21 protein-coding genes and 1 pseudogene are annotated in these 22,279 nt (G+C 68.8%); 11 read left to right on the top strand and 11 right to left on the bottom strand.

The annotated features are described in order from the left end of the window. Positions 1-112: 112 nt before the first annotated feature. On the bottom strand, positions 113-715 hold the full coding sequence (locus HNR22_RS07980) for a response regulator transcription factor (RefSeq protein WP_179779805.1): 603 nt from the start codon (positions 713-715) through the stop codon (positions 113-115). Beyond that, complete coding sequence (locus tag HNR22_RS07975) at positions 712-1,866, bottom strand: histidine kinase (protein WP_218906246.1); 1,155 nt, start codon at positions 1,864-1,866, stop codon at positions 712-714. The genes HNR22_RS07980 and HNR22_RS07975 overlap by 4 nt, the downstream gene beginning before the upstream one ends. A gap of 223 nt (positions 1,867-2,089) precedes the next feature. Here HNR22_RS07975 and HNR22_RS07970 point away from each other — a divergent pair, with 223 nt between their 5' ends. Then, complete coding sequence (locus HNR22_RS07970) at positions 2,090-3,292, top strand: low temperature requirement protein A (RefSeq protein WP_179779804.1); 1,203 nt, start codon at positions 2,090-2,092, stop codon at positions 3,290-3,292. Between the two features lie 92 nt (positions 3,293-3,384). Next, complete coding sequence (locus tag HNR22_RS07965) at positions 3,385-3,753, top strand: MerR family transcriptional regulator (protein ID WP_179783456.1); 369 nt, start codon at positions 3,385-3,387, stop codon at positions 3,751-3,753. A 35-nt stretch (positions 3,754-3,788) separates the two neighbouring features. On the opposite strand, the gene HNR22_RS07960 is transcribed toward HNR22_RS07965, so the two are convergent. Beyond that, complete coding sequence (locus HNR22_RS07960) at positions 3,789-4,496, bottom strand: SDR family oxidoreductase (protein WP_179779803.1); 708 nt, start codon at positions 4,494-4,496, stop codon at positions 3,789-3,791. A 432-nt stretch (positions 4,497-4,928) separates the two neighbouring features. On the opposite strand from HNR22_RS07960, the gene HNR22_RS07955 reads away from it, so the two are divergent. Further along, positions 4,929-6,632, top strand: a complete 1,704-nt coding sequence (locus tag HNR22_RS07955; RefSeq protein ID WP_179779802.1) for a cellulose binding domain-containing protein — start codon at positions 4,929-4,931, stop codon at positions 6,630-6,632. A 68-nt stretch (positions 6,633-6,700) separates the two neighbouring features. Here the strand turns inward: HNR22_RS07955 and HNR22_RS07950 are convergent, their stop codons facing one another. Both HNR22_RS07950 and HNR22_RS07945 read right to left on the bottom strand, forming a co-directional pair. Next, positions 6,701-7,072: a hypothetical protein gene (locus HNR22_RS07950; protein ID WP_179779801.1), complete on the bottom strand. Its 372-nt coding sequence runs from the start codon at positions 7,070-7,072 to the stop codon at positions 6,701-6,703. Positions 7,073-7,408: 336 nt separating this feature from the next. Then, positions 7,409-7,576: pseudogene (locus HNR22_RS07945) on the bottom strand (DedA family protein); the annotation flags it as partial. Positions 7,577-7,800: 224 nt separating this feature from the next. Between HNR22_RS07945 and HNR22_RS07940 the strand changes: the two are divergent. Both HNR22_RS07940 and HNR22_RS07935 read left to right on the top strand, forming a co-directional pair. Continuing rightward, on the top strand, positions 7,801-8,430 hold the full coding sequence (locus tag HNR22_RS07940; protein ID WP_179779800.1) for a VOC family protein: 630 nt from the start codon (positions 7,801-7,803) through the stop codon (positions 8,428-8,430). 304 nt (positions 8,431-8,734) lie between these two features. Continuing rightward, entirely contained in the window at positions 8,735-9,142 is a 408-nt protein-coding gene (locus HNR22_RS07935) for a nitroreductase family deazaflavin-dependent oxidoreductase (protein WP_179779799.1), read from the top strand. A gap of 338 nt (positions 9,143-9,480) precedes the next feature. Here the strand turns inward: HNR22_RS07935 and HNR22_RS07930 are convergent, their stop codons facing one another. Next, positions 9,481-10,716 (bottom strand): MFS transporter, encoded by a 1,236-nt coding sequence (locus HNR22_RS07930; RefSeq protein WP_343059730.1) that lies wholly within the window; start codon positions 10,714-10,716, stop codon positions 9,481-9,483. A gap of 242 nt (positions 10,717-10,958) precedes the next feature. On the opposite strand from HNR22_RS07930, the gene HNR22_RS07925 reads away from it, so the two are divergent. Beyond that, entirely contained in the window at positions 10,959-11,303 is a 345-nt protein-coding gene (locus tag HNR22_RS07925) for a DUF1801 domain-containing protein (protein ID WP_179779797.1), read from the top strand. Positions 11,304-11,383: 80 nt separating this feature from the next. Here the strand turns inward: HNR22_RS07925 and HNR22_RS07920 are convergent, their stop codons facing one another. Further along, complete coding sequence (locus tag HNR22_RS07920; protein WP_179779796.1) at positions 11,384-12,469, bottom strand: hypothetical protein; 1,086 nt, start codon at positions 12,467-12,469, stop codon at positions 11,384-11,386. 133 nt (positions 12,470-12,602) lie between these two features. After that, complete coding sequence (locus tag HNR22_RS07915; protein WP_179779795.1) at positions 12,603-13,346, bottom strand: SDR family NAD(P)-dependent oxidoreductase; 744 nt, start codon at positions 13,344-13,346, stop codon at positions 12,603-12,605. 284 nt (positions 13,347-13,630) lie between these two features. Between HNR22_RS07915 and HNR22_RS07910 the strand changes: the two genes are divergently transcribed. After that, positions 13,631-16,111 (top strand): M14 family metallopeptidase, encoded by a 2,481-nt coding sequence (locus HNR22_RS07910; protein WP_179779794.1) that lies wholly within the window; start codon positions 13,631-13,633, stop codon positions 16,109-16,111. 69 nt (positions 16,112-16,180) lie between these two features. Here the strand turns inward: HNR22_RS07910 and HNR22_RS07905 are convergent, their stop codons facing one another. Beyond that, positions 16,181-16,336, bottom strand: coding sequence for a hypothetical protein (locus HNR22_RS07905; protein WP_218906243.1), 156 nt, complete (start codon positions 16,334-16,336; stop codon positions 16,181-16,183). 226 nt (positions 16,337-16,562) lie between these two features. Here HNR22_RS07905 and HNR22_RS07900 point away from each other — a divergent pair, with 226 nt between their 5' ends. The 3 genes from HNR22_RS07900 (at position 16,563) to HNR22_RS07890 (ending at position 19,305) form a co-directional block, all read left to right on the top strand. Further along, entirely contained in the window at positions 16,563-17,222 is a 660-nt protein-coding gene (locus HNR22_RS07900; protein ID WP_179779793.1) for a hypothetical protein, read from the top strand. Between the two features lie 275 nt (positions 17,223-17,497). Beyond that, a complete protein-coding gene (locus HNR22_RS07895; protein WP_179779792.1) occupies positions 17,498-18,736 on the top strand; it encodes a cellulose-binding domain-containing protein in 1,239 nt (412 codons plus the stop codon). Positions 18,737-19,116: 380 nt separating this feature from the next. Next, positions 19,117-19,305: a hypothetical protein gene (locus tag HNR22_RS07890; protein ID WP_179779791.1), complete on the top strand. Its 189-nt coding sequence runs from the start codon at positions 19,117-19,119 to the stop codon at positions 19,303-19,305. 58 nt (positions 19,306-19,363) lie between these two features. Here HNR22_RS07890 and HNR22_RS07885 read toward each other — a convergent pair whose 3' ends face one another. Beyond that, positions 19,364-20,245, bottom strand: a complete 882-nt coding sequence (locus tag HNR22_RS07885) for a fructosamine kinase family protein (RefSeq protein ID WP_179779790.1) — start codon at positions 20,243-20,245, stop codon at positions 19,364-19,366. Between the two features lie 244 nt (positions 20,246-20,489). Between HNR22_RS07885 and HNR22_RS07880 the strand changes: the two genes are divergently transcribed. Next, positions 20,490-21,770 (top strand): GAF domain-containing protein, encoded by a 1,281-nt coding sequence (locus HNR22_RS07880; protein ID WP_179779789.1) that lies wholly within the window; start codon positions 20,490-20,492, stop codon positions 21,768-21,770. Positions 21,771-21,819: 49 nt separating this feature from the next. Here the strand turns inward: HNR22_RS07880 and HNR22_RS07875 are convergent, their stop codons facing one another. Beyond that, the gene (locus HNR22_RS07875; RefSeq protein ID WP_218906241.1) at positions 21,820-22,140 is read right to left on the bottom strand and encodes a VOC family protein; all 321 of its coding nucleotides are present in this window, start codon (positions 22,138-22,140) and stop codon (positions 21,820-21,822) included. Positions 22,141-22,279: the final 139 nt, after the last annotated feature.

Genomic DNA, 22,279 nt, shown 5'->3' with positions numbered 1-22,279 from the left:
CCCTCGTCCCGCCGTAGGGAGGTGCTGACGCTGCTCGGCTCAACTGTTGCCCGGCTCCACAGAGGCCCGCCGCTTCGGGGGGAGCGCGCTTTCGCGCGGTCACGTCCGTTGCTCAGAGCCAGTCGTGTTCGCGGGCGTAGCGCGCCGCCTCGTGGCGGGTGCGGGTCTGGGTCTTCTGCATGGCGTTGGAGAGGTAGTTGCGGACGGTGCCCTGCGCGAGGTGCAGGCGGGCGGCGATGTCGGCGACCGAGTAACCCTCGCTGGTCACCCGCAGTACGTCGAGTTCGCGCTCGGTCAGTGGGCAGTCGTCGATGACGGCGAGTGCGGACACGTCCGGGTCGATCCAACGTTTGCCGGCGTGCAGGCCGGTGATGACCGAGGTGATGTGCGCCGGCTCGGCGGACTTGCTGACGAAGCCCTGGACGCCGAGCTTCAACGCCTTGCGCAGCACGCCGGGGCGGGCATGGCGGGTCAGCATGAGGATCACCTGTTCGGGTCGTGTCCGGTGGATCTGCTCGACGGCGCCGAGGCCGTCCATGCCCGGCATCTCCAGGTCGATGACCAGTACGTCAGGTTGGTGCCGCAGGGTGGCGTCGACGGCCGACTCGCCGTCCTGCGCCTCGGCGAGGACGGTGATGTCGCCCTCCAGGGGGAGCAGCGCGGCCAGGGCCTTGCGGAGCAGCACCTCGTCGTCAGCGAGCACGATGGTGATCATTGACGTGCCTCCCGCGCTGCCGCCGGGATCGCGTCGACACGAGCGGGCGGGAACGTCGCGGCGGTCAGGAACTGGCCGTTCGCCTGTTCCACGGTCAGCTCACCTCCGTCGGCGGCGACCCGTTGCCGCAGCGCGGACAGCCCCCTGAGCTCGGGAACGGTGTCGCCGGTCACGCCGTCGTTGAGGATGCTGATGCCCGACTCGGAGAGAGTGATCTGCACCCGTGTGGCCTGGGCGTGCCGCAGGATGTTGGTCGTCGTCTCACGCAGGACCTGGCCGAGTAGCTCGCTGGCGCGGGTGTCGACCTCGGCCTCCCGGGTCACCCGGACCCGGATGCCTGCCGCCTCGAACAGGTTCTTCGCGTTCTCGACTTCCGCGGAGATGTTGAGTCGCCGTTGGGCGTACGCGAGTTCCTTGGTCTGGGCGATGGTGTCGCTGACCAGGGCGTACGTCTCCTGCAGCTCCTTTTCTGCCCGGCCGGCGTCGCTGAGCAGCAGCTTCTGCGCGAGCGCGATCTTCAGTTTGACCACGTGCAGGGTGTGGCCCTGGATGTCGTGCAGGTCGCTGGCGAACCGGACGCGTTCCCGGAAGACGGCCAGCTCGGCTTCGCGCTCCCGGGTGTGTTCCAGTTCCCGGATGAGGTCGTAGAACCGCTCGCCCAGAACCGTCAGGACGATCACGAGGGTGGTGAGGGCGGTCGGGATGAGGACGTAGGTGACCAGGACGTCCCGTAAGTCGTCCTGCTGCACCACGAGCCGCGCCGTCCCGACGACGGCGACGTAGATGATCAACCCGGCCACCGCCAGAGCACGACGTCGCCGCACCTCGCGCAGGGCGAGGGAACCGACGGAGCAGAAGCCCCAGTACGCGTTGGGGCTGCCGGTCAGCAGTACCCCGAGCGGCCAGACCGCTCCGGTCACGAGCATGCAGGGCAGGGCGACCCGGGCGAGGTCGTTCGCCGTCCACCGCTCGAAGGCCACGAGGGCCGCCACGACACCCGGCACCAGAACGATGAGGTGCCACCAGGCGTGTGTGTCGGCGTACAGGAGCACCGCCGCGGCGAGCACGACCAACGGCAGTGAGGTGATGAGGCTGAGCCTGCGCAGCCGTCTCTGCGTTGGCTCGGTGATGCGCAGCGAGGTCGCGGTCACCCCCTCAGTATTCCGCCGGGCCGCCGCACAGACAGTGACACCACGTCACATCTCCGCAGGACGTGGTGTCACCAACGAGGAGGGGTTTGTGGTCGCCGCTGGCACCGCGACACGATTACACACCGGAGAATGCCATGCCGGCATTCGTTCGGTATCGACTCGACGACCTGCCCGGCGTGGTACCAATACCCAGATAGGCAAAGCCGGCAGAAACGGGCGGCCCATGTCGACAAGGGCAGCAGAGCTGCTCCGTAAGCCGGGGCAGCCGCAGCGACCGAGCCTTCTGGAACTCTTCTTCGACCTGGTTTTCATCTTTGCCCTCAACCGGGTCTCCCACCGGCTGGTCGAGGACCTCACCGAGCGCCGGGTGGTCCTTGTCGAAGCCGGGGAGACGTTGCTGTTGCTGTTGGCTTTCCTGGTGCTCTGGTTGGTCACGGCGTGGGTCACCGATCTCTACGATCCGCAGCGGCCGCAGCTTCAGTTGTTGGTCTACACGGCCATGCTCGGCGCGCTGATAATGGCGGTCGCGGTGCCGCAGGCGTTCGGCGACCGGAGCCTGGCCTTCGCTGGCGCGTACGTTGCGGTCCACATCGTTCGTGGGCTGGTCATCGTGCCAGCGTTGCGCGGCCATGAAGCGCAGCGTCGAGCGGCTGGGGTGTTCCTCTGGTTCACGATCTCCGCCGTGCCGTGGATCGGTGGAGCCATCGTGCCGGGTCCGGCGCGTGGGTTGTTGTGGACGCTGGCGCTCGCCATCGACTGCGCGGCGCTGCTGCTGTTCTATCCCGCGCCATGGACCCGCCCCGCCCAACGTCAGTGGCCCGTCCTGGCCGAATATCTGTCCGAGCGCTACCGGCAGTTCTTCATCATCGCCCTCGGTGAGCTGATTCTGACGACGGGATCGGCCTACAGCGACACATCCTTTCGGCAGGGCGGGGCCGCGGTAGCCTTCGGGGTCTCGTTCATCACGACCGTGCTGCTGTTTCGGGTCTACCTTTTCAAGGCGGGCCAGTTGTTGCCCGAAGCGATCAGAGCCTCCGTTGGGCCCGCCCGCCTCGTCCGGGAGGCGTTCCTCGCCCACGTCCTCATGGTGGCCGGCATCGTCGCCGTCGCCGTCGGGTACGAAATCGTGATCGATCACCCGTTCGGACACACCGAGACGGCGTGGATTCTCGTCGTCCTTGGCGGACCGATACTGTTCCTGAGTGGGCGAGCCCTGGCCGAACATGCCGTATTCGATCGGGTATCCCGCTCCCGTACAATCGGCGCGCTGGTCCTCGTCGGCGCCGCGCCGGCCATGGTGCTCCTGCCGCCACTAGCTGCGGCCGTCACCGCCGTTGTCGTCCTTGGCTGCATTGCCATTTCCGATACGAAGCGCGCCAGGGATAACCCTGCCGAACGGCCGCACCCACACCGTTTCGAACGCTGATCAGGCCGGCCGTCACGCAACTGTGAGGCGGTGGATACACTGAATCTGACATCCATGTCAGGTGCGGTGTGGGGGTAGCGATGACGGTCAGCATCCGGATCGGCGAAATCGCCGCCCGTGCCGGGGTGAGCGTGCGATCTCTGCGCTACTACGAGGAGCAGGGGTTGCTCACCAGCCTCCGCAGCCCCAGGGGCCACCGCCGCTACAGCGAGAATCAGGTCGAGCGCATCGTCCTCATCCAGCGTCTGTTCGCCGCCGGGCTGAGCAGCCGGACGATTGTCGACCTGCTGCCGTGTGTCGACTCCCCGAGCGAGGACACCTCCGAGGCTGCCCTGGAGCGCATGCGCCACGAGCGCGACCGACTCGATCGGCACATCGAGGACCTGGTCCACACCCGCGGGGTGCTCGACGAGCTGATCGCTGCCAACCGCGCCCACCGCACGGTGCTCGCCCGCACCTGACGGGCCGGCAGGCCGGAAGGCCGCGGGCGTCACCGTCAGGCTGCGGAGAGCTGGGAGTAGAAGTCGCGTGGGTCGCGAGCCAGTGCGGCCTTGATGTCGGCGCTCCACGTGTCGACGAGGACCTCCAGGGCGTCTGAAGCCAGACCGTCGAGGGTGGCCCGAGCGACGTCCGCTGGGTCGATCTTCGCGCCGTCGTAGTTCGCGCTGAAGTCGGTGTCCACCGCGCCCACGTGGACGCCGGTGACGTGCGTGCCCTGTGCCGCCAGTTCCAGGCGGATGCTGTTGGTCAACGACCAGGCCGCCGCCTTCGCGGCCGCGTACGCCCCCTCACCGGGCCAGGAGAACCAGGACAGCGCCGAGAGGACGTTGACGATCGCGCCGCCGCCGTTGCGGGCCAGCACCGGGGCGAACGCTCGCACCACGGAGAGGGTGCCGAAATAGTTGACCTCCATGTCACGACGGACGGCGTCGAGGTCGCCGGCCACCAGGTCGACATGCGAGTCGACGCCGGCGTTGTTGACCAGCACCGTCACATCCGCCGCGACCTCGGCCGCCGCGCGGACGGCAGCGGGGTCGGTGAGTTCAAGGGACAGCGGTACGGCGCCCGGCAGGTCCACGGGCTGCCCGTTGCGTGACGCCGCGTAGACCTTCGCCGCGCCGCGGTCGAGGAGCTGCGCGACGTACTGCCGTCCGATGCCGCGGTTCGAGCCGGTGACGAGAGCGATGGAACCCTGGATCTGCACGATGAACTCCTTCGGTAAGGGGCGACGCCAGGTGTGCCGCCACCGAAACGCTAGAACCTGTCATTGGTGTCAGATTCAAGGCGCTGGCCGGTGACTTCGGTCACCCTCGGTCCGGCCCGAATGTTCACGACAACATTTCGCGCGCGAGTTGTGCCGGCGGAGCGCCTTGGGGCGAGGGACGTTCGGAAACTTTCGCGAAAGCTCGCCGTCGCGGCTTGACGGGCACGGTAACCATCTACCAGAGTCGATGTGGGCGTAGGTGGCGTGCCGTCGGGAGCTCGGGCGCCAGCAGTGCATCGACATGACTCGGTCGTGGGCGCGGTGGGCGGCGCTTGTTAACGCTAACGATGTTCTGCACCGCTGACCTGGCTGCGGTGGCGGCGTGGCCCGACGGCGACGGATCAGTGTCCCCCCGATCCAGGAGAATGATCGATGAGAAGACCCAGAGTGATCAGAACCGCGTTGATGTCGGCCAGCGCCATGCTGCTGGCATCGACAGCGGTCGCCTTGGCCGTGCCGGCAGGGGCAGCAGCCGCCGGCTGTTCGGTGAACTACAGCGTGTCATCGCAGTGGCAGGGTGGCTTCGGGGCCAACGTCACGATCACCAACCTCGGTGACGCGGTGTCGAGTTGGACGCTGACCTGGTCCTACGACGCCGGACAGACTGTCACGCAGGCGTGGAACACGACGTTGACCCAGAGCGGCGCCACCGTCACCGCCAAGAACGTCAGCTACAACGGGGGCATCGCGGCCAATGGGACGGTGTCGTTCGGCTTCAACGGCTCGTGGAGCGGCAGCAACCCTGATCCGACCACCTTCGCGTTGAACGGGGTGGCCTGCACCGGTGGCACGACGCCGACCACCTCGCCGCCCACCACCCCGCCGCCGACGACACCACCCCCGAACGGGCCGGCGGACATCACCGTGAACAGTGCGACCAGATACCAGACCGTCGACGGGTTCGGGGCTGCCCAGTCCATCTGGGGTAGCGCATGGTCCACAGCCGAGACGCAGACACTGGTCGGGATGGGCGCCAACCAGTTGGGTCTGTCCATCGTGCGTACCGGTTTGTCACCTGTGTCCAGCGAGTGGGCGACACACGTGAACTCGCTGAAGGCGGCGAAGACCACCGGGTCCAATGTGAAGATCCTCGCCTCGCCGTGGACCGCGCCAGCGGCGTGGAAGACGAACAACAGTCGGGTCAACGGCGGCAAGCTGAAGACCGACTACTACGACGACTACGCCAACCACCTGAACAGCTACGTCCAGTACATGCGTGGCCAGGGCGTGTCGATCGACGTCACCTCGGTGCAGAACGAGCCGGACTGGCACCCGGACTACGACTCGATGGACTGGAGCGGCACGGAGCTGCGCACCTTCGTCCGCGACCAGGGCACGAAGGTGCAGAACACCAAACTGATGGTCGCCGAGGCGGTGAACCTGAACTACGGCTACACCGATCCAACCCTCAACGACGCGGCCGCCCGCAACAACATCGGTTACATCGGCGGCCACCTGTACGGCACCGAGGACGCGGGCCGGCTCAAGCCGTACACCCTGGCCGAGCAGCACAACAAGCCGGTGTGGATGACCGAATGGAACCTGCACGCGGCCGACGGCGGCGGCTCCAACATCTGGGGCAATCCCGCCAACGTGGCGGTCTGGAACGAGACGCTCGACGACATCATGCGCACCGTGCACAAGTCGATGGAAGCCAACTGGAACGCCTACATCTGGTGGTACGGCAAGCGTTACTACTCGTTCATCGGTGACGGCGAAGCGGCGTACGGCACCGTCGCGGGCGCCCCGCTCAAGCGCGGCTACGCGTTCTCGCAGTACGCCAAGTACGTCCGCCCCGGCTACCAGCGGGTCGCCCTGACGAAGAGTTCCAAGGCGTCGCCGCTGGAGGTGACCGCCTACCAGGGCGACGGGAAGATCAGCCTGGTCATCCTCAACCGGTCGAACAACGCGGTCAACAACGCAGTGGTCCAGGCCCCGCAGAACGTCAGCAGGGCCGAGCACTTCCTCACCTCGCAGACCGCCAACGCGGCCAGCCAGCCGACCACCGTGAACGGAGGTCAGGCCACCATCAACGTCGGCCCGCGCAGCATCTCCACGCTCGTGTTCACCCTCTGAGACTTCGTCGGTGGGGCGTGTGGGTGTGATCGAGCGACCACATCCGCACGCCCCACCGGGTGGCGCTTCTATTCGCCCCAATCGAGCTGATGGCTCGGTACGCCGGCGCTCCGGCCGTACTCCACGGCGGCGTGTCGTCCCGCGCGATCACCTTTGGTATAGCGGAACACGCGACCGGGGAACACGACGACGTGATCGTCGCCGACCTCGAAGTCCGCGTACCAGCCTTGATCGCTGACCAGGGATTCGGCGAGCGCCGCTGCCACTTCGTCGGCTACCTCGTCGGGCGCCTCGAAATCCAGGAACGTCCACACCTTCGGCTGGTCGGCCGAGGTCGAAGCCGATACATCGTGCCGGCCGACTCTGACGACGCGCAGCGAAGGTACGCGCACGTCGGCACCAACACGCAGGCTCTCCGTCAGTAGTCGTCCACGTAACATCAACCGACTCTTTCATGGACCGGGCGATCCATGTCAGCGCCGGCGACGGCACCGACCACAATGCCCACCACCGTCCGGCCCCACCGGGTCACGGTGTCGATCCACGACCGCCCACCAGGCACCGCGCGTCCCTCCATCGCTCATGTCGTCTCGGAACCACGTCGTCACCGGGCACCCATCGCCTCCGGCGTATCGTGATCAGGCGGGAGACGATGAAGTACGCGACAGCGAGCGCGCAGACCACGATGACGACGGCCTGGAACGTCCCGAAGAAGACTCATCCTGCCCTGACTGGCGGTGAACCCCGCCGCGAGGGGATGTGCGCCTGGCGTGGTTTCCGCTCAGCGGCAGGATCACCTCATTCGGAATCGGCGGGAACAGGTTCTCCAACGCGACCGCCACGCCGGCCCCCGGCGCACCGAGCCGTTCCATCAGCTCGGTCACCAGATCGACGAGGCTGCCCTGCGACGGATCGGAGCCCTGAGCGAACGAGCCAGCGTGCATCGGCGCGTGCCAAACGGATCATGCCAAAGACTATGAACCCGCCGCGGCCCGAACCATGAGGTCGACCGCCGACCTCAGTGGGCCGACCACAACCACCGGGGTGTGGAAAACCGCACCACCCACCGAACGAAGCGCCGCTAGCAGCGTGGGGCCGGCGAGGTACTCCCCGTCGACGCCAGACGTGCCCCCTCGAACGTCTCCCTGTCGATGTAACGTTCGCCGGCATGACCGAGCACATCACCGCCGGGCAGTTCCACGCGGCCGATGGTGTCGAAGACTGGCGCTGCCTCTATCACCTGGTCTCGGCGCACTTCCGAACCGGCTCGCTGGCCAACGGCATCACGCTCGTGGATGAAATCGAGCGGCTCGCCCACGGCCCCGAGCAGCAACATCTCACCGTCGACCTGCGACACTCCGGTGTCACGGTGTCCATGACCCGGCGCGACATCGCCCTGGCCCGCCGGATCTCGGCCGCCGCGAAGGCACTGAACTTCTCCGCCGACCCGACAGCCGTCCAACTCGTCAACGTCACTCTCGACGCACTCGTCGGCGCGAACGTGCTGCCGTTCTGGCAGGCACTGCTCGGCTACCAGCGTGTCGGAGACGACTACCTGGCTGACCCGTCACGCCGAGGCCCGGGTCTCGGGTTGCAGCAGATGGACACGGCGCGCTCAGAGCGCAACCGCATGCACCTCGACGTCGCCGTTCCCCACGACCAGGCTGAGGCACGCATCGCTGCCGCCCTGGCCGCAGGCGGCCACCTCGTCTCCGACGCACACGCGCCAAGGTGGTGGATTCTGGCCGACGCCGAAGGCAACGAGGCGTGCGTCGCCACCTGGATCGCCCGCGAATAACGCCACATCCGGGAGCGCGGCCATCATTCCGACTGTCGTCTCACCCGGGAAGGCTGGTGTCCACAACCGTGTATCCACCAGCTCGCACCGTGTGGAACGGCGCCGGCGCCATGCATCGCCGAAGCACCGGAACGTCCGGGTGCCCGGGTACGCCCCGCACCCGCGGGCCGGACCATCCGATCCGATCGACGTGGCCACCGCCGTTGTCGGCGACGCTCGTTGGTGTGTGGTCGCAGTGTCACGCTCCGGCCGGGACTGTCAGAATCGTGTTCAAGGAGTCGGTTCGTGGAGGCAAGGAGAGAGCATGAGCGACTGGAACGACAAGATCATCGTTGAGTTTCGCGCCAACGGTGGGCAGGTCGGCGGTCAGTTCGCTGGCGCGCCGCTGCTGCTGTTGCACACGGTCGGCGCAAAGAGCGGCCAGCCTCGCGTGAACCCGATGATGTACCAGAAGGTGGACGGCGGCTACGCCGTGTTCGCGTCCAAGGGCGGTGCGCCCACCAATCCCGACTGGTACTACAACCTGCTCGCTCACCCGCAGACCCAAGCGGAGATCGGTACGGACAAGGTCGAGTTGGTCGCCAGAGTTGCCGCCGGCAACGAGCGGGAACGGATCTGGAGCGCGCAGAAGGCCGCGTATCCAGGCTTCGCCGACTACGAGCGGAAGACCACCCGCGAGATCCCAGTCGTCGTACTGGAACCTGCGCCGTAGGCAGAGACGGTGCAACCCCATGGCGCGGCGGTGCGGGCAGCGCCGCTGATCCGGCGCGTGTCCGCTCATGCCGATGAGCGGGTGTCCGGTGACCGGGGGATGAGTAGGACGCTCATACTGGACGCATGGCGCGGGATGCTTCATCGGCTGCCGCCGTCCGGCGGTTCGCCGCTGATTTGCGCGATATACGTGGTCGGCTACTTGCCGACCTGCTGCCCATCGCGGACATCGCGGATCTTCTGGCAGCGGTTCGCTCGCGCCGGGAACTGCCCCGGGAGGGCCTCACCCACAGCGGGAGAGCAGAGTGCGTCGTTCCGCGCGATCCGTGACGCGCTCTGTCAGTCGTGCAACGCCGTTCCCGTCCGGGCCGGAGTGATCTCCTGCCCAGCCGCTGGGCTGCCAGGGTTGGAGGCCGGCGCTGACCCGGCGGTGCGGCTCCGCCACGCGTCCACGGCGAGCAACGCGAAGGCGGCCAGCGTCAGCAGCCCGCCGGCGAGCGCCAGCGGGCGTGGCCCGAGGGTGGGCAGGAGGCCGCCGCCGAGCAGCGATCCGCCGGCGATGCCGGCGTTGAAGGCGGTGCTGACGCCGGCCGACGCGATGTCGGTGCTGCCCGGGGCCAGTTGCAGCATGCGGCTCTGCACGGCGGAGCCGAACGCCGCGTAGGCGAGGCCGACGCCGGCGAGGAGGGCGACCACGCCGGGACGGAGCGCGCCGAGCGCGTACAGGCCGAACAGGGAGGCCGCGCCGATGCTCAGCGGCGTCAGCAGGGAGGCGGTCGGCCGGCTGTCCAGGGTGCGGGCGGCGGCCAGGGTGCCGATGACGCCGGCCGCGCCGGAGACGAACAGCAGTGGTGCCAGCACCGCGTCGGCGAAGCCGCTGACGTCGAGCAGGAACGGTGTGACGTAGGTCTGCAGGGTCATGAAGCCGCCGATGCCGAGGGCGGTCGCGACCAGCAGGAGGACGAAGCGCCGCCCGTCGGGTGCGGTGCCACGGGCGGCGCCGCCGGCAGCCGGGGGATAAGAGGGAAGGAGGATGAACACCGCGACGGCGATCGCCAGTCCGACTCCGGCCAGCGCCCCGAACGCCGTACGCCAACCGGCCTGCTGCCCGAGCCAGGTGCCGAGGGGTACGCCGAGCACGGGTGCGAGCGTCGCTCCGGTCGCGAACAGCGCGACCACCCGACCCCGAACCGCGGCCGGGAAGGGGCCGGTCACTGTCGCCGTGGCGATGGACCAGAACAGCGCCTGGGCGAGCGCCGTCACGACGCGGGAGCCGGCCAGCACCGCGTACGTCGACGCGAGCGCGGCCAGGGCGTTCGCGGCGGCGAACAGGAGCATCGTGACGCCGAGCAGTTGGCGTCGGGGTATCCGCTGGGTCAGCCGGGCCAGTGGCACGGACGCCAGCACGACCACGATGGCGTACCCGCTGACCAGCAGACCCACCTGCGAGCGGGAGCGGTCGAGGTCGGGCGCGATGTGGGTCAGCAGCCCGACGGGCAGCAGCTCGGTCGTGATGAACGCGAACGCCGCGAGGGAGAGTGCGACGAGCACGGCCCAGGCCCTTCGCGGTGACACCTGCGGCACCATGATCCACCCACCTTTCCTGGTCACCGTAATCCAGGGCTCCGACGCCGCTGCACCCGACCGGTGCGGCGGGGCCGACATCCCAGGGTCACGGGGCCCTCCGAGGTGCGGATTCGTCGTACGATCCTGCCCGGGCGAGGGCGGCTCCGGCGGCGACCGGATCGGGTCGGGTCGGGCTGCGGGTGCACCGTCGCGGTCGACCATCCTTGGCAACGACAATGAAGGAGATGGCCATGAGTGACGACGTCACCCAGTACATCAACAAGACGCAGCCGTGGCAGATCGACGTGTGTGAGAAGTTGCGCGCGATGGTCCTCCAGACCATTCCTGATGTCGAGGAGCGCCTCCAGTACGGCAAGCCGCACTACCTCAAGAACGGGCACTACGCGGCCGTCATCGCGGTGGCCAAGGACAAGATCTCCTTCATGGTGTTCAATGCGACGGACGTTCCCGAGGTCAAGGGCTTCCTCCGGTCCCTGGGCAAGGGTGAACGCAAAGCCGTCGACATCAAGGCCGGGCAGACCGTCGACTACGACGCCCTTGCCGGCATCCTCAAAGAGACCACGGCCGCCCTGTAGCTGCGTACACCTCCGGGCGGTGGTGATGGACGCGGTCACCGGCGGTGGCCTGAGGGCTGCCACCGCCGGTGGTGGCGGCGTCAGAGCCGCGAGGTGAAGGTGGCCAGGAAGCGGTGCGGGGTGACCACGCCGGCGTTGTCGAAGCAGATCACGTCGACGTCGGCGTTGGTGGTGTACGTCCAGGGTTGGGTGAGGTGGCAGTAGTTGCTGCCCGCACCCTGCGCGACCACCTGGGCGTGGGTCTCCTTGATGCCGATCTGCGGGAAGGTCGCCAGGTAGCGGCCGGCGGGGGCCAGCGGTGCCACCGTGTTCGCACCGACACCGAGCACCGAGTTGTCGTTGGTGGGCCCACCGACGGCGGTACCCAGGTAACCGAAGTACGACGGCGGGCCGAGGGAGCCGATCACCGGCCGGCGGCGGTGGTACGAGAGGGCGAAGTCGGTGTCGGTGAGCGCACCGGCCTGGTTGTAGCAGAAGACGTACACCTGCACGTCGGTGCCGACCGCGTTCCAGGAATTGACCTTGCACCGGCGGGGGCCGGCGTTCGGCTGCACCGCGGTGACCTGCACGTTACCGGCGAGCAGCCCGGCCAGACCCACTCCGGGCAGCCGCACCAGGTACTGGCCGACGCCCAGCGGTCCGACGGTGTTCACCACGCCGGTGGAGTTGTACGACTGCACCAGCACGCCGCTGCCCCACTGCGTGTACGCGTGGGAGGTGCCGGCCGGCAGCACGCCGGAGCTGGTCGTCCAGAGCACCGTGAACGGGGTGTCCTCGCGCGTGCCGCCGGGCTTGTGGCACTGCACGTCGACGATCTCGTCGGCGCCGGACTGGAACCAGCGGACCACCTCGCAGTAGTGCCCGGTCCGGTTCACCGGGGTCACGTGCGGCACCCCGCGCGAGCTGGCACCCACCTGCGGGAAACGGACCTGGAACCGGCCGGGCGCGAGCTTGACACCGTCGGCCCAGGCGGCGGGGAACGCGGTCTTCCAGCTACCCCACTGCCGGCTGGTGTCCAGCACGGTCCAGACCGGCACGGTGGGGTCCTTGACGTACGCGAACCCCCAGCGGTCGGCGGTGGCCGCCGCTGCCGGGGTCACTGGCGCGAGCGCGCTGACCGCCAGGACGGCGGCCAGCGCTGCGGTGACGAACGATCGGAGACGCATGTGTTCCTCCAGTCGACGGGAACATGTCGGTGAGGAGTGTGCGCCCAGTGACGGATTGGTCACAGTCAGCTAACCTCGCGCTCCGGTGTCGGGTCTCCGCCACCGGCCGGACCGCGCGACGGCGAGCCGACGGTCAGATGGTGAAGCCGCCGTCGACGTTGACCGTTGCCCCGGTGATGTAACGGCCGTCCGGGCTGGCGAGGAATGCCACCGCGGCAGCCACGTCAGTTGGCTCGGCATAGTGGCCGAGGGCGGTGAACCCCCTGATCGTGTCGGCGTTGGGGCCGTCCGCCGGGTTCAGTTCGGTGTCGGTGGCCCCCGGATTCACCAGGTTCACGGTGATCGCCCGGTCGCCCAGTTCGCGTCCAAGCGCCTTGGTCAGACCGATCAGTGCGGTCTTGCTCATCGCGTACAGCGAGAAGCCCGGGAAGACGGCCCGTTCGGCCGTGTTGCTGCCGATGTTGATGATCCGCCCGCCGGCCGGCATGTGGCGTACCGCTGCCTGTGCGGCGACGAACGGTGCCCGGACATTGACCGCGACGGTCTGTTCGAAGTCCTCCAGGGTCAACTGCTCCAGCGGTCCGAGCAGGAACGCGCCGGCGTTGTTGACCAGGATGTCCAGCCGGCCCAGCTCACCGATGACCCGGTCGACTGCGGCTACCACCGCTGCGGTGTCGGAGCTGTCCGCCTGGATGGCGACGGCCCGCCGTCCTGCGGCCTTGATCTGGTCCACCACCTCGTCCGCGCGATGCTGATTCTGCTGGTACGTCAGCGCCACGTCGGCGCCCTCCCGGGCCAGGCGCGTCGCCACCGCGGCGCCAATGCCACGTCCACCGCCGGTCACCAGAGCTACCTTGCCGTCAAGTGCGTTGTTCATGAGAGCAAGCCTGCTGGACAGAGGGTCGACCGTCTGGCGGTGATCGGACGTCGCGTTCGTGGCAGGCACCGCCCACCGTGGACACGGTCGCGCCATCCACGGTGCTGATCGCCTCAAGGAATGCTCAAATTCGATCGAGGCGATCCACTGCGGCCGCAAACGCACATACGCTCACCGGACCCAGCGGGCTCCCGTCCTCCCGTTCCTTCTCGCAACGGCGATCGTCCACGAGCACGGAGTCCTGCCACCACCTCAACCATCCGTCGTAAATAGAAGGAGGGGGAATGCGGCACATACAACGGCGCATCGCGCTTCTGGCGCTGCCCGCCCTGGTGGGCAGCATCCTCGTGGCGACCGGGCCTGCGGGCGCGGATCCCACCGGGCCGTCAGCCACCACCAGCCGATCCCAACCTGACGATCGCGAATCGGTACGCCTCGTACAGATCAGGCTGACCGGCGCCGACATGCTGGACAAGGTGGCCGCCGCCGGCTTCGACCTCGAGCACGGCCTCCGACGCGTGCCGACCGGCATCGAAGGCGAGGCGGTGGTGACCGCCGAGCAGGTCACCGAACTCACGGCGATGGGCGTCGAGGTGCTCGCCGACGATGCCGGCTTCGCCTGGAGCGACCAGGCCGACGGCGGCATCGCCGTCGACGCCGCCGCCGCGCGGGCGGTCCAGCCATCAGACCACCAGGCGACGGTACGCATCGCCCGCGCCGACTGGTTCACCACCAAGGGCCAGGGCTTCCTGTACGTCGAGGCGCGGACCACCGAGGGTCAGCAGGCGGACCCGATCGTCGGGATGCAGGTCGAGAACGACTCGGGCAAGGGCACGCCGTTCGGCTTCGCCCGGACGATGAGCCGGTTCGTCGACTCCGGGCAGTACATGTTCCACCGGAACCTGTTCAAGCTCGACACCCGCCCGACCAGGATCCAGGTGACGAGTTCCACCGGTGGGGTCGCCACCGGTGTCGTCTCGAACTGGTTGGAAAACGCTCCGCCGCCGCTGACGGCGAACCCGTCCTACAAGTCGGACTTCGTGGACGGCTACAAGCACCCGCAGCAGCTCTACAGTCGCGCCAAGGAGATCGCCCGCCAGTACCCGGACATCGCCGAGATCGTCTACCTGCCGAACCAGACCAACGGGTACCAGCGCAAGGCGCAGGCTCAGCTCGGCGGCACCGGGCAGGCGGCGGTCGTCGTCACCTCCGCGGCGTGGGGCCACGAGGGCGGCAACGACATCACCGTGGAGTTCGTGGACCGGCCCGATGCGAACCTCCCGCTCGCGGTGGAGGTCACGGGCAAGGCGGTTCGCGTCCTGCTCGCCACGGACGCCGCCGGGGCGCCGGCGAGTACGGCCACCGAGGTGGCGGACGCACTGCGGACCCGGTCCGCGGGCCTCATCGACCGGGCGCACCCGTACCGCACCAACGAGGGCACCGGCATCGTCGCTCCGACGGCCGGCCCGGTCGCGCTGACCGACTTCCTCGACCAGAAGCGCGTCGGCGCACCGGAGGGTGAGGTGCCGCGAGGCCCCGCGACGATCCCGGTCCTGCGGATCGGCAAGCACCGTGACGGCAAGAAGCCTGGTGTCCTGATCCAGGCGCAGGACCACGCCCGCGAGTGGGTGCCGGCGACGACCAGCCTGGAGTCGGCCGAGCGCCTGGTGCACAACTACCGGTCGGACCGGGAGACGAAGAAGATCGTCGAGAACACCGACATCTTCTTCATCCTGTCCAACAACCCCGACGGGGCGAACTACAGCTTCTACAACTTCGCCTCGCAGCGTAAGAACATGACGAACCACTGCCCGGACGCGAGCGCCGATCCGGCCCAGCGGAACTCCTGGGGCGTCGACCTGAACCGGAACTACCGGGTCGGGTCGGGCCACGACGGCTACGCGGGAGGGTCGACCAACTGCGTCAGCGGCACCTACCAGGGGCCGGAGGAGCTGTCCGAGCCCGAGTCGAAGAACATCATCTGGCTGGTCGAGAAGTACTCGAACATCAAGTTCATGATGTCGGTGCACTCCAACGGCGGTCAGCTGTTCTGGCAGCCCGGCGCCTACATCGCCGACGGACGGATCACCACGCCGCGCCCGCCGCTGGGTGACGAGGCGTTCTACTGGCAGTCGGCCGCCCGGATCCTGTCGCAGGTCAAGGCGCACCGGGAAACCGTCGTCACACCGGAGAACGTCGGCGGCTCGTCGGACGTCCTCTACTCCTCGGCGGGCAACGTGCGCGAGGACCTGTACTACACCTACGGGATCTACGCTTTCGGCTGGGAGGTCGGCGGCTCCGTCTACAACCCCGCCACCGGCGAGTGGCAGGGCGGTTCGTTCCAACCGGAGTGGACGGGAAACCCGGAGCTGGTCAGTGGCCACGCCGAAACGATGGAGTACGCCAACGGGATCATGGAGATGTTCCGGGTCGCGGCGGACTGGGGCAGGGACAACAAGAACCCGACGTCGCGGCTGGTCCCCGGTGCGGGTCGCTACTCCCAGCCTGTCGACGTGCGCTTCGAGACCAGCGAGCCGGCCACCATCTACTACACGACCGACGGCAGCCGGCCCACACTTGAATCGCCCCGCTACGCGGCTACCGAGTTCCGCGAGCCGGGGCAGGTGTTCCACGTGACCGAGACGACGACGTTCCGCTGGTTCTCGGTCGACAGCGCCGGCAACATCGAGAAGAACTACGACCCGACGAAGAAGGACAAGCGCAACAACTACCGCACGGCGACGATCACCATCGCCAAGAGGTAGCGCCCCTCCCGAGGATCGTTGCCCTGTCGGTGTGGTCCAACCGCGCCGACGGGGCAACGTCGGGGATGGTCAGGGCTTGAGGAGCACCTTGATGGCGCGGCGCTCGTCCATCGCCCGGTACCCTTCGGCGGCCTCGTCGAGGGGGAGGGTGAGGTCGAAGACCTTGCCGGGGTCGATCTGCCGGGTCGCGATCAGGTCGATCAGCTCGGGCAGGATCCGGCGCACCGGGGCCCCACGGCGCCGGCGTGAAGAAGTACCGTCACCCCATCGTGGGGGACCTGACGCTCGCCTACGAGGGGCTGGAGATGGCGGCCGAGCCGGGGTGACGCGGCGACGACCGTCCACCGGTCCGACGAACCGGCGGCCATGACCGACAGGACCCACAGTGGACAGATCCATCAACCGAATCTCGATCCGGGTCACGGTGGCTGACCCCGCGCATGCCGATGCGATGGAGACGAAGATCCTGATCGACGACCGGCCCATCGTCCGGGAGAGCTTCACCGCCGGGCCGGCCGCGCCGCCCGAGCACCTGCTGGGAATCGACCACCGACTCCACGCCGATCCCGAGCCGCACGAGGTTCGGCTGGCCGAGGCCGAGTGCACCGAAGGCTGCTGTGGCGCTCTCTACGTCACCATCCAGCGGTGTGGCGATGAGGTCGTGTGGCGCGACTGGCGCGACCCGGACGACTTCCACCTCAGCGTGCCGACCTTCACCTTCGACGCCGCTCAGTACGACGCCGAGATCACCCGCGCCGAATCCGACCGCAGCTGGGAGTGGCACGAGAGCACCGTGGCCCGCCTCGTGCGTGAGCGCCTGAAGAGCGAACCTGACCTGCTGGGCAGATGGGACTGCCACCCGGTGTGGGTGGAAGCCCGTCCGGGTGAACGTGGACGTATCCACGTGTCGTACTTCTTTCCGCAGTTCCCGAGCGTCGGCGACGGCCCTTGGCTCCAGTTCGTGGCCGTTCTCGACGTGCCGGCGGGGGAGCCGACGACCGTCGCTGACGCTCTCGCCGGAAACCTCTGTGCCAGTGACCCGCGCAGGTATGACCGGGTGGCCGGCGGCAGCCCGGGAGCCGCGGAAGAGCTCGGCCACCAATGGCCCTAGCAACGGAGTCGTCACCGCCTTGATCCACCGGAACGCCGACGCTTGATTAAATCGAGAGTGGTAAATAGATTGGCGATGGACACCGCCGTGGTCCGGGCGACCGGGCCGTCGGCGGCTGACAGGTCCACCCCGAGCCGGGCACTTCGGTCGTACGCGCCGACCAGCCGCTGTGGCGCACCGCCGCGCCGCACCCAGGGCGCGTTGTCGCGCCGCGTCCGTCCCGGACGCGCGCCGCCGCGTCGCCTCCGTTCAGCTCGATGGCAGAAGGACCTCTCATGACGATCTTCCGTGCCCGCCCCGCTCCGACCCTGGTGGTCGTCGCCGCGCTGGCCGCCGCCGTCACCGTGACCGGAACGGCCCTGCTCACCGGCCCGGCCGCAGCCGCCCAGGGCTGCCGGGTCGACTACACGCCCAACCAGTGGTCCGGCGGATTCACCGCCAACATCAAGGTCGCCCCGGGCGACACCGCCGTGTCCAGTTGGACCGTCACCTGGACGTACGCCGGGGACGAGCGCGTCACGAACGGCTGGAACGCCACGGTCAGCCAGTCCGGATCGACGGTGACCGCCCGCAACGCGTCGTACAACGGCAGCATCCCGGCCGGCGGCGCGACCGAGTTCGGCGTGCAGGGCACGTTCGGCGCCAGCGGCGGCGCGCCGACCGGGTTCAGCCTGAACGGCGTGCCGTGCAACGGCGCCGCGCCGACGACGCCCCCGCCGACGACGCCCCCGCCCACGACGCCCCCGCCCACGACGCCCCCGCCCACGACGCCCCCGCCCACGACGCCCCCGCCCACGACGCCCCCGCCGACCACCGAGCCGCCGGTCGGGTGCGCCGGGGCGGTGCTCTGCGACGGCTTCGAGAACCAGACCGGCTCGACGCCGTCCGGTGACTGGACCGTGGTGAGCCCGGACTGTTCCGGGGCCGGCACGGCCACCATCGACACGACCACCACGCACAGCGGCAGCCGGGCGGTCCGGATCAACGGTGCCGCCGGGTACTGCAACCACGTCTTCATCAGGTCGACGAAGAACTCCGGCAGCGTGGGCAGTGTCCGGTACGGACGGATCTGGGTGCGGCACACCACCGCCCAGCCCACCGATCACACCACCATGGTGACGATGGCCGACGCCGCCGACGGCAACAAGGACCTGCGGTTGGGCGGCCAGAACGGCGCCCTGCAGTGGAACCGCGCCTCCGACGACGCGACCCTGCCCGAGCAGAGCCCGGCGGGGGTGGCGCAGAGCCTGCCACTACCGGTCAACCGGTGGGCCTGTGTGGAGTTCATGGTGGACGGCTCGGCCGGTCAGACTCGTACCTGGCTGGACGGCACCGCCGTCACCGGACTGACCGCGGACGGCGTCCCGACGCACGACATCGACGGCCAGTGGTACAACCGCACCTGGCGACCGCAACTCACCGACCTGAAGCTGGGATGGGAGAGCTACGGCGGCGGAGCCGACACTCTCTGGTACGACGACGTCGCGGTCGGGTCCAGCCGAATCGGCTGCTGACCCGTCGAGATCCTGCGCGGTGAACCGTCAGCGGTGAATCGTCGCGTCCCGGCAGATGAGCAAGGGTGTGTCGCGATGGATGTGGCACACCCTTGCTCATCATCGACGGTCTGGTCCAGCACAGGAGGACATCGTCGCCCGAAAGAGGCTCGGTCTGGTCGAGCCTCAGCGTTCGATCACCCGCATCTGCTCGTCGGTGTGGTGACCGCCCATTTCCGGGCGTGACAGGCGGCGTCGATCTTGGGGTGGACGTTTGGCGGCAGCACATCGCCCGACCAGGTGCACACCTTCCTCGGCTGTGCGGGAGGGTGCCACAATGGCAGCGGCGTCCAAGCGGTTACCGCTGGGCCCGGGGGAGGGCCTTCCGCAGGAAGCGGACGGTGGGCACGAACCCGGAGGCCGCGATGCACCTTGTTCCCGACGCTGGCGCCATCTCCAGCCTGGTCGATCTGCTCGGTGGTGTGCTGCAGTTGACCGCTGCGGTCGTCACCCTGGTGGCCGCCGTCAACGTCCGTGGGCGTCGCCATGGTCGCGGTCGGGGCGGCGATGATGACGACGCCCGTCCGTGAGACCCCGCTCCGGAACGGCTGCTCGCGAGGTTGCGGCGGTCAACTGCCGGGCCTCTGGTCAGGATCGCGTCCGGAACGGGGCAAGGGTGGCGCGGATCTGCTCGCCGGCACCCCAGTCGTCGTCGAACTGGGCCAGCACGGCGAGGTGTTGTCGCAGCTGGATGACCGGCATGCGAGCCTGCCAGCCATCGTCCAGCGAGGTCAGGTGCGCGTAGACCTCGAAGAACCGTTGCGCCTCGGGCGGGGGCGAGGTGGACCACACGTGGGCGAGGTCGACCTCGGCCCACATGTACGACACGGCCGGGTCGATCAACGCGGGCTGCCCGTCCGGGGTGGCCATGATGTTCTGCGTCCACAGGTCACCGTGTGTCAGGCACGCGGGCCGGTCCGGCAGCAGGTCGGGCAGTCGGCGACACAGCCGCTCCAGTGCCGCCCGGTCCGCCGCGTCGAGCGCCGCCTCGACGCGGGGCTCCCCGAGCCACCGAAGCAGCCGGTGCTCTGCGAAGAACGCAAACCCGTCGTCATGCCACGTGTTGACCTGGCGCCGGCGGCCCAGCCAGTTGTCGTGGTGCCATCCGAAGCGAGGATGGGTCGTGCTCGTGTGCATGCGGGCGAGCAGGTGCGCCAGCTGCTCCCAGAAGCTCTCGGTGTGCGGCCTCGGACGCAGCACCGACAACACGAGCAGTTCCGGGTCCGCCAGGAGCACCTCGGGTGTGGCCATGCCGCCGAGTTCGCGTAGGGCGGCCAGCCCTTCGGCCTCCGCGACGAAGACCCCAAGGGCGGGCGCGTCGGCGAAGCCCTTGACGAACACCGACGGGGCGTCCCGACGGGTGGCGATGCCCGCGAGCGCGGCGACCCCGCCCGTCACCGGCTCCACTGTGACGACCTCGCTCATCCCGGCCTGGAGCAGGCGTTCCAGCAGCACCGTCGTCGAGCTCATCAGGACACACCCCTCATCTGCGTGCACCCCTGCCAGCGGCTGCACGCCCCCGACGGCGACCAGTAACCGCCGTCAGCCCGGCCTTCACGTCGATGTCAGCGTAGGCGGCCACGGTCCTGTGGACACCTGTGCGGTGTCCCGTAGGTTGGTGGTGCGCGCACGTGGTCGACGGCGGCGGTTGCCCTCCGCCACCGGCCAGTGGGTCACGGACCATCGACGCATACGAGGAGAGGCGGACCACGACATGACGGCGGTGCCTGCCGCGGATCCGGCGGTTGCCGGGCGAGGAGCGGTTGAGGAGGATCTGCGGGCGTTGTTCGGGCAGTCCACGGCCGTCTTCGCGTCGTTGACCGGCCCGGCGCATGTGGTGGAGACGGCGAACCGGGCCTTCTTCGAGACCATCGGTGAGGAACGGGTCCGTACCGGAGTCGCGCTCGTGGACGTGTTGCCCGAGTTGGCCGATCAGGGCCTCATCGCTCTGCTGGACCAGGTCTACCGCACGGGCGAGGCCTACGTCGGCCGTGACGTCCGGGTCGTGCTGGGCGTCGGCCCGCAGGCCCGTGAGGCCTTCTTCGATGTCTCCTACGAGCCGCGTCGAGACGCGGCCGGCACGGTGACCGGGATCCGTGTGCTCGGCGTGGAGACCACCCAGGTCAAGCACGCCCAACGGTTGATGACCGAACACCGCGCCCTGCTGGAGCAGATCGCCCGCCAGGCGCCCCTGACCGAGGTGCTCGACGGGATGGCCCGCTGTATCGAGAATCTGGCACCGCAGGAGGTGCTCGTCTCGGTGCTGCTCGCCGATCCAGACGGCCGGCACCTGCGCCACGGTGCCGCTCCCAGCCTGCCCGCCTTCTACAACCAGGCCATCGACGGCATCGCCACCGGCGAGGGCGTCGGCTCCTGCGGCACCGCCGCCCACCGCCGGGAGCCGGTGATCGTCACCGACATCACCACCGACCCGTTCTGGAACGACTTTCGGGATCTGGCCGACCGGGCCGGTCTGGCGGCCTGCTGGTCCACTCCCATCCTGGCTCGCGACGGCGGCCTGCTGGGCACCTTCGCCATGTACCACCGCACCCCGCGCGTCCCACAGGACTCGGACCTCGCTCTCACCCGGGTCTTCGCCGGCACCGCGGCCCTGGCCATCGAACGCCACCACATCGAACAGGCGAAGATGGCCGCCGAAGCACGCGCCAGGGCGGCTCACGACGAGCTGGCCAGGGTGCTACGCGTGGAGCGGGAACTGCGCGCCGAGGCCGAGCAGCGCGCCGCCGCCTCCGTGGAACTCGCCGCGCGGATGCGTGCCGCCGCAGCCGCGCAGGCGGCTCTGCCGCATCCCGAGCACTGCCAGCTCGGCGATGCTCCCGGATGCACGGCACCCGCCGAGATCAAGATCGCCGATTCGTGGGGTGACTCGGCGTGGGGCTGCACCGCGCACGTCGAGGAGGCTCTTCTCAACGTGCGCTCGGTGTTCATCGCCAGCGAGGAGCTCGGCGGCCTGGCCGCCTACCTCAACCGCTGACGAGCCACAGCCGGCACCTGGCTCACCTGGCCGGCGCCCTGATCCCTGGTCAGGAACTATGGGCTGCCACGTTGATGACGTTGCCGTCCGGAGCGCGGACGAAGAACCGCCGCACTCCCCAGGGCTCAGTGGTCAGCGGGTGCACGATCGCGTAACCGAGGCGCTGTGCCTCCGCGTAGGCGCCGTCCACGTCGTCCACCTGCACCGAGATGACCGAATCCTCGGGTGCGGACGCGTCGCCGGTGACGAGCTGCACGCTCGCGCCGCTGTCGGGCGAGGTGTAGCGGGCCACCCAGCCCAGGTTGAACTCCTCGTTGCTCAACCCGAGGTAGTCGCTGTAGAAGCCCTTGGCGGCGCTGATGTCAGGCACCGGAAGGTTTGTCAGGACGCGGACGACGCGCACGCGGACCTCCTGCTTCGAGTTGTGGAATCTGCTCATCATCCTGCGTCGTGCGTCCACTGCTCATCGCCGCGCGGGGAGTCGGGAGGCAGTGCCGCGGTAGGCCCGC

The sequence above is a fragment of the Micromonospora jinlongensis genome (assembly GCF_013410645.1).
Taxonomy (GTDB): domain Bacteria; phylum Actinomycetota; class Actinomycetes; order Mycobacteriales; family Micromonosporaceae; genus Micromonospora; species Micromonospora zamorensis.
Note: the sequence above shows the minus strand (reverse complement) of the source record. Positions and strands in the feature narration are given on the sequence as shown.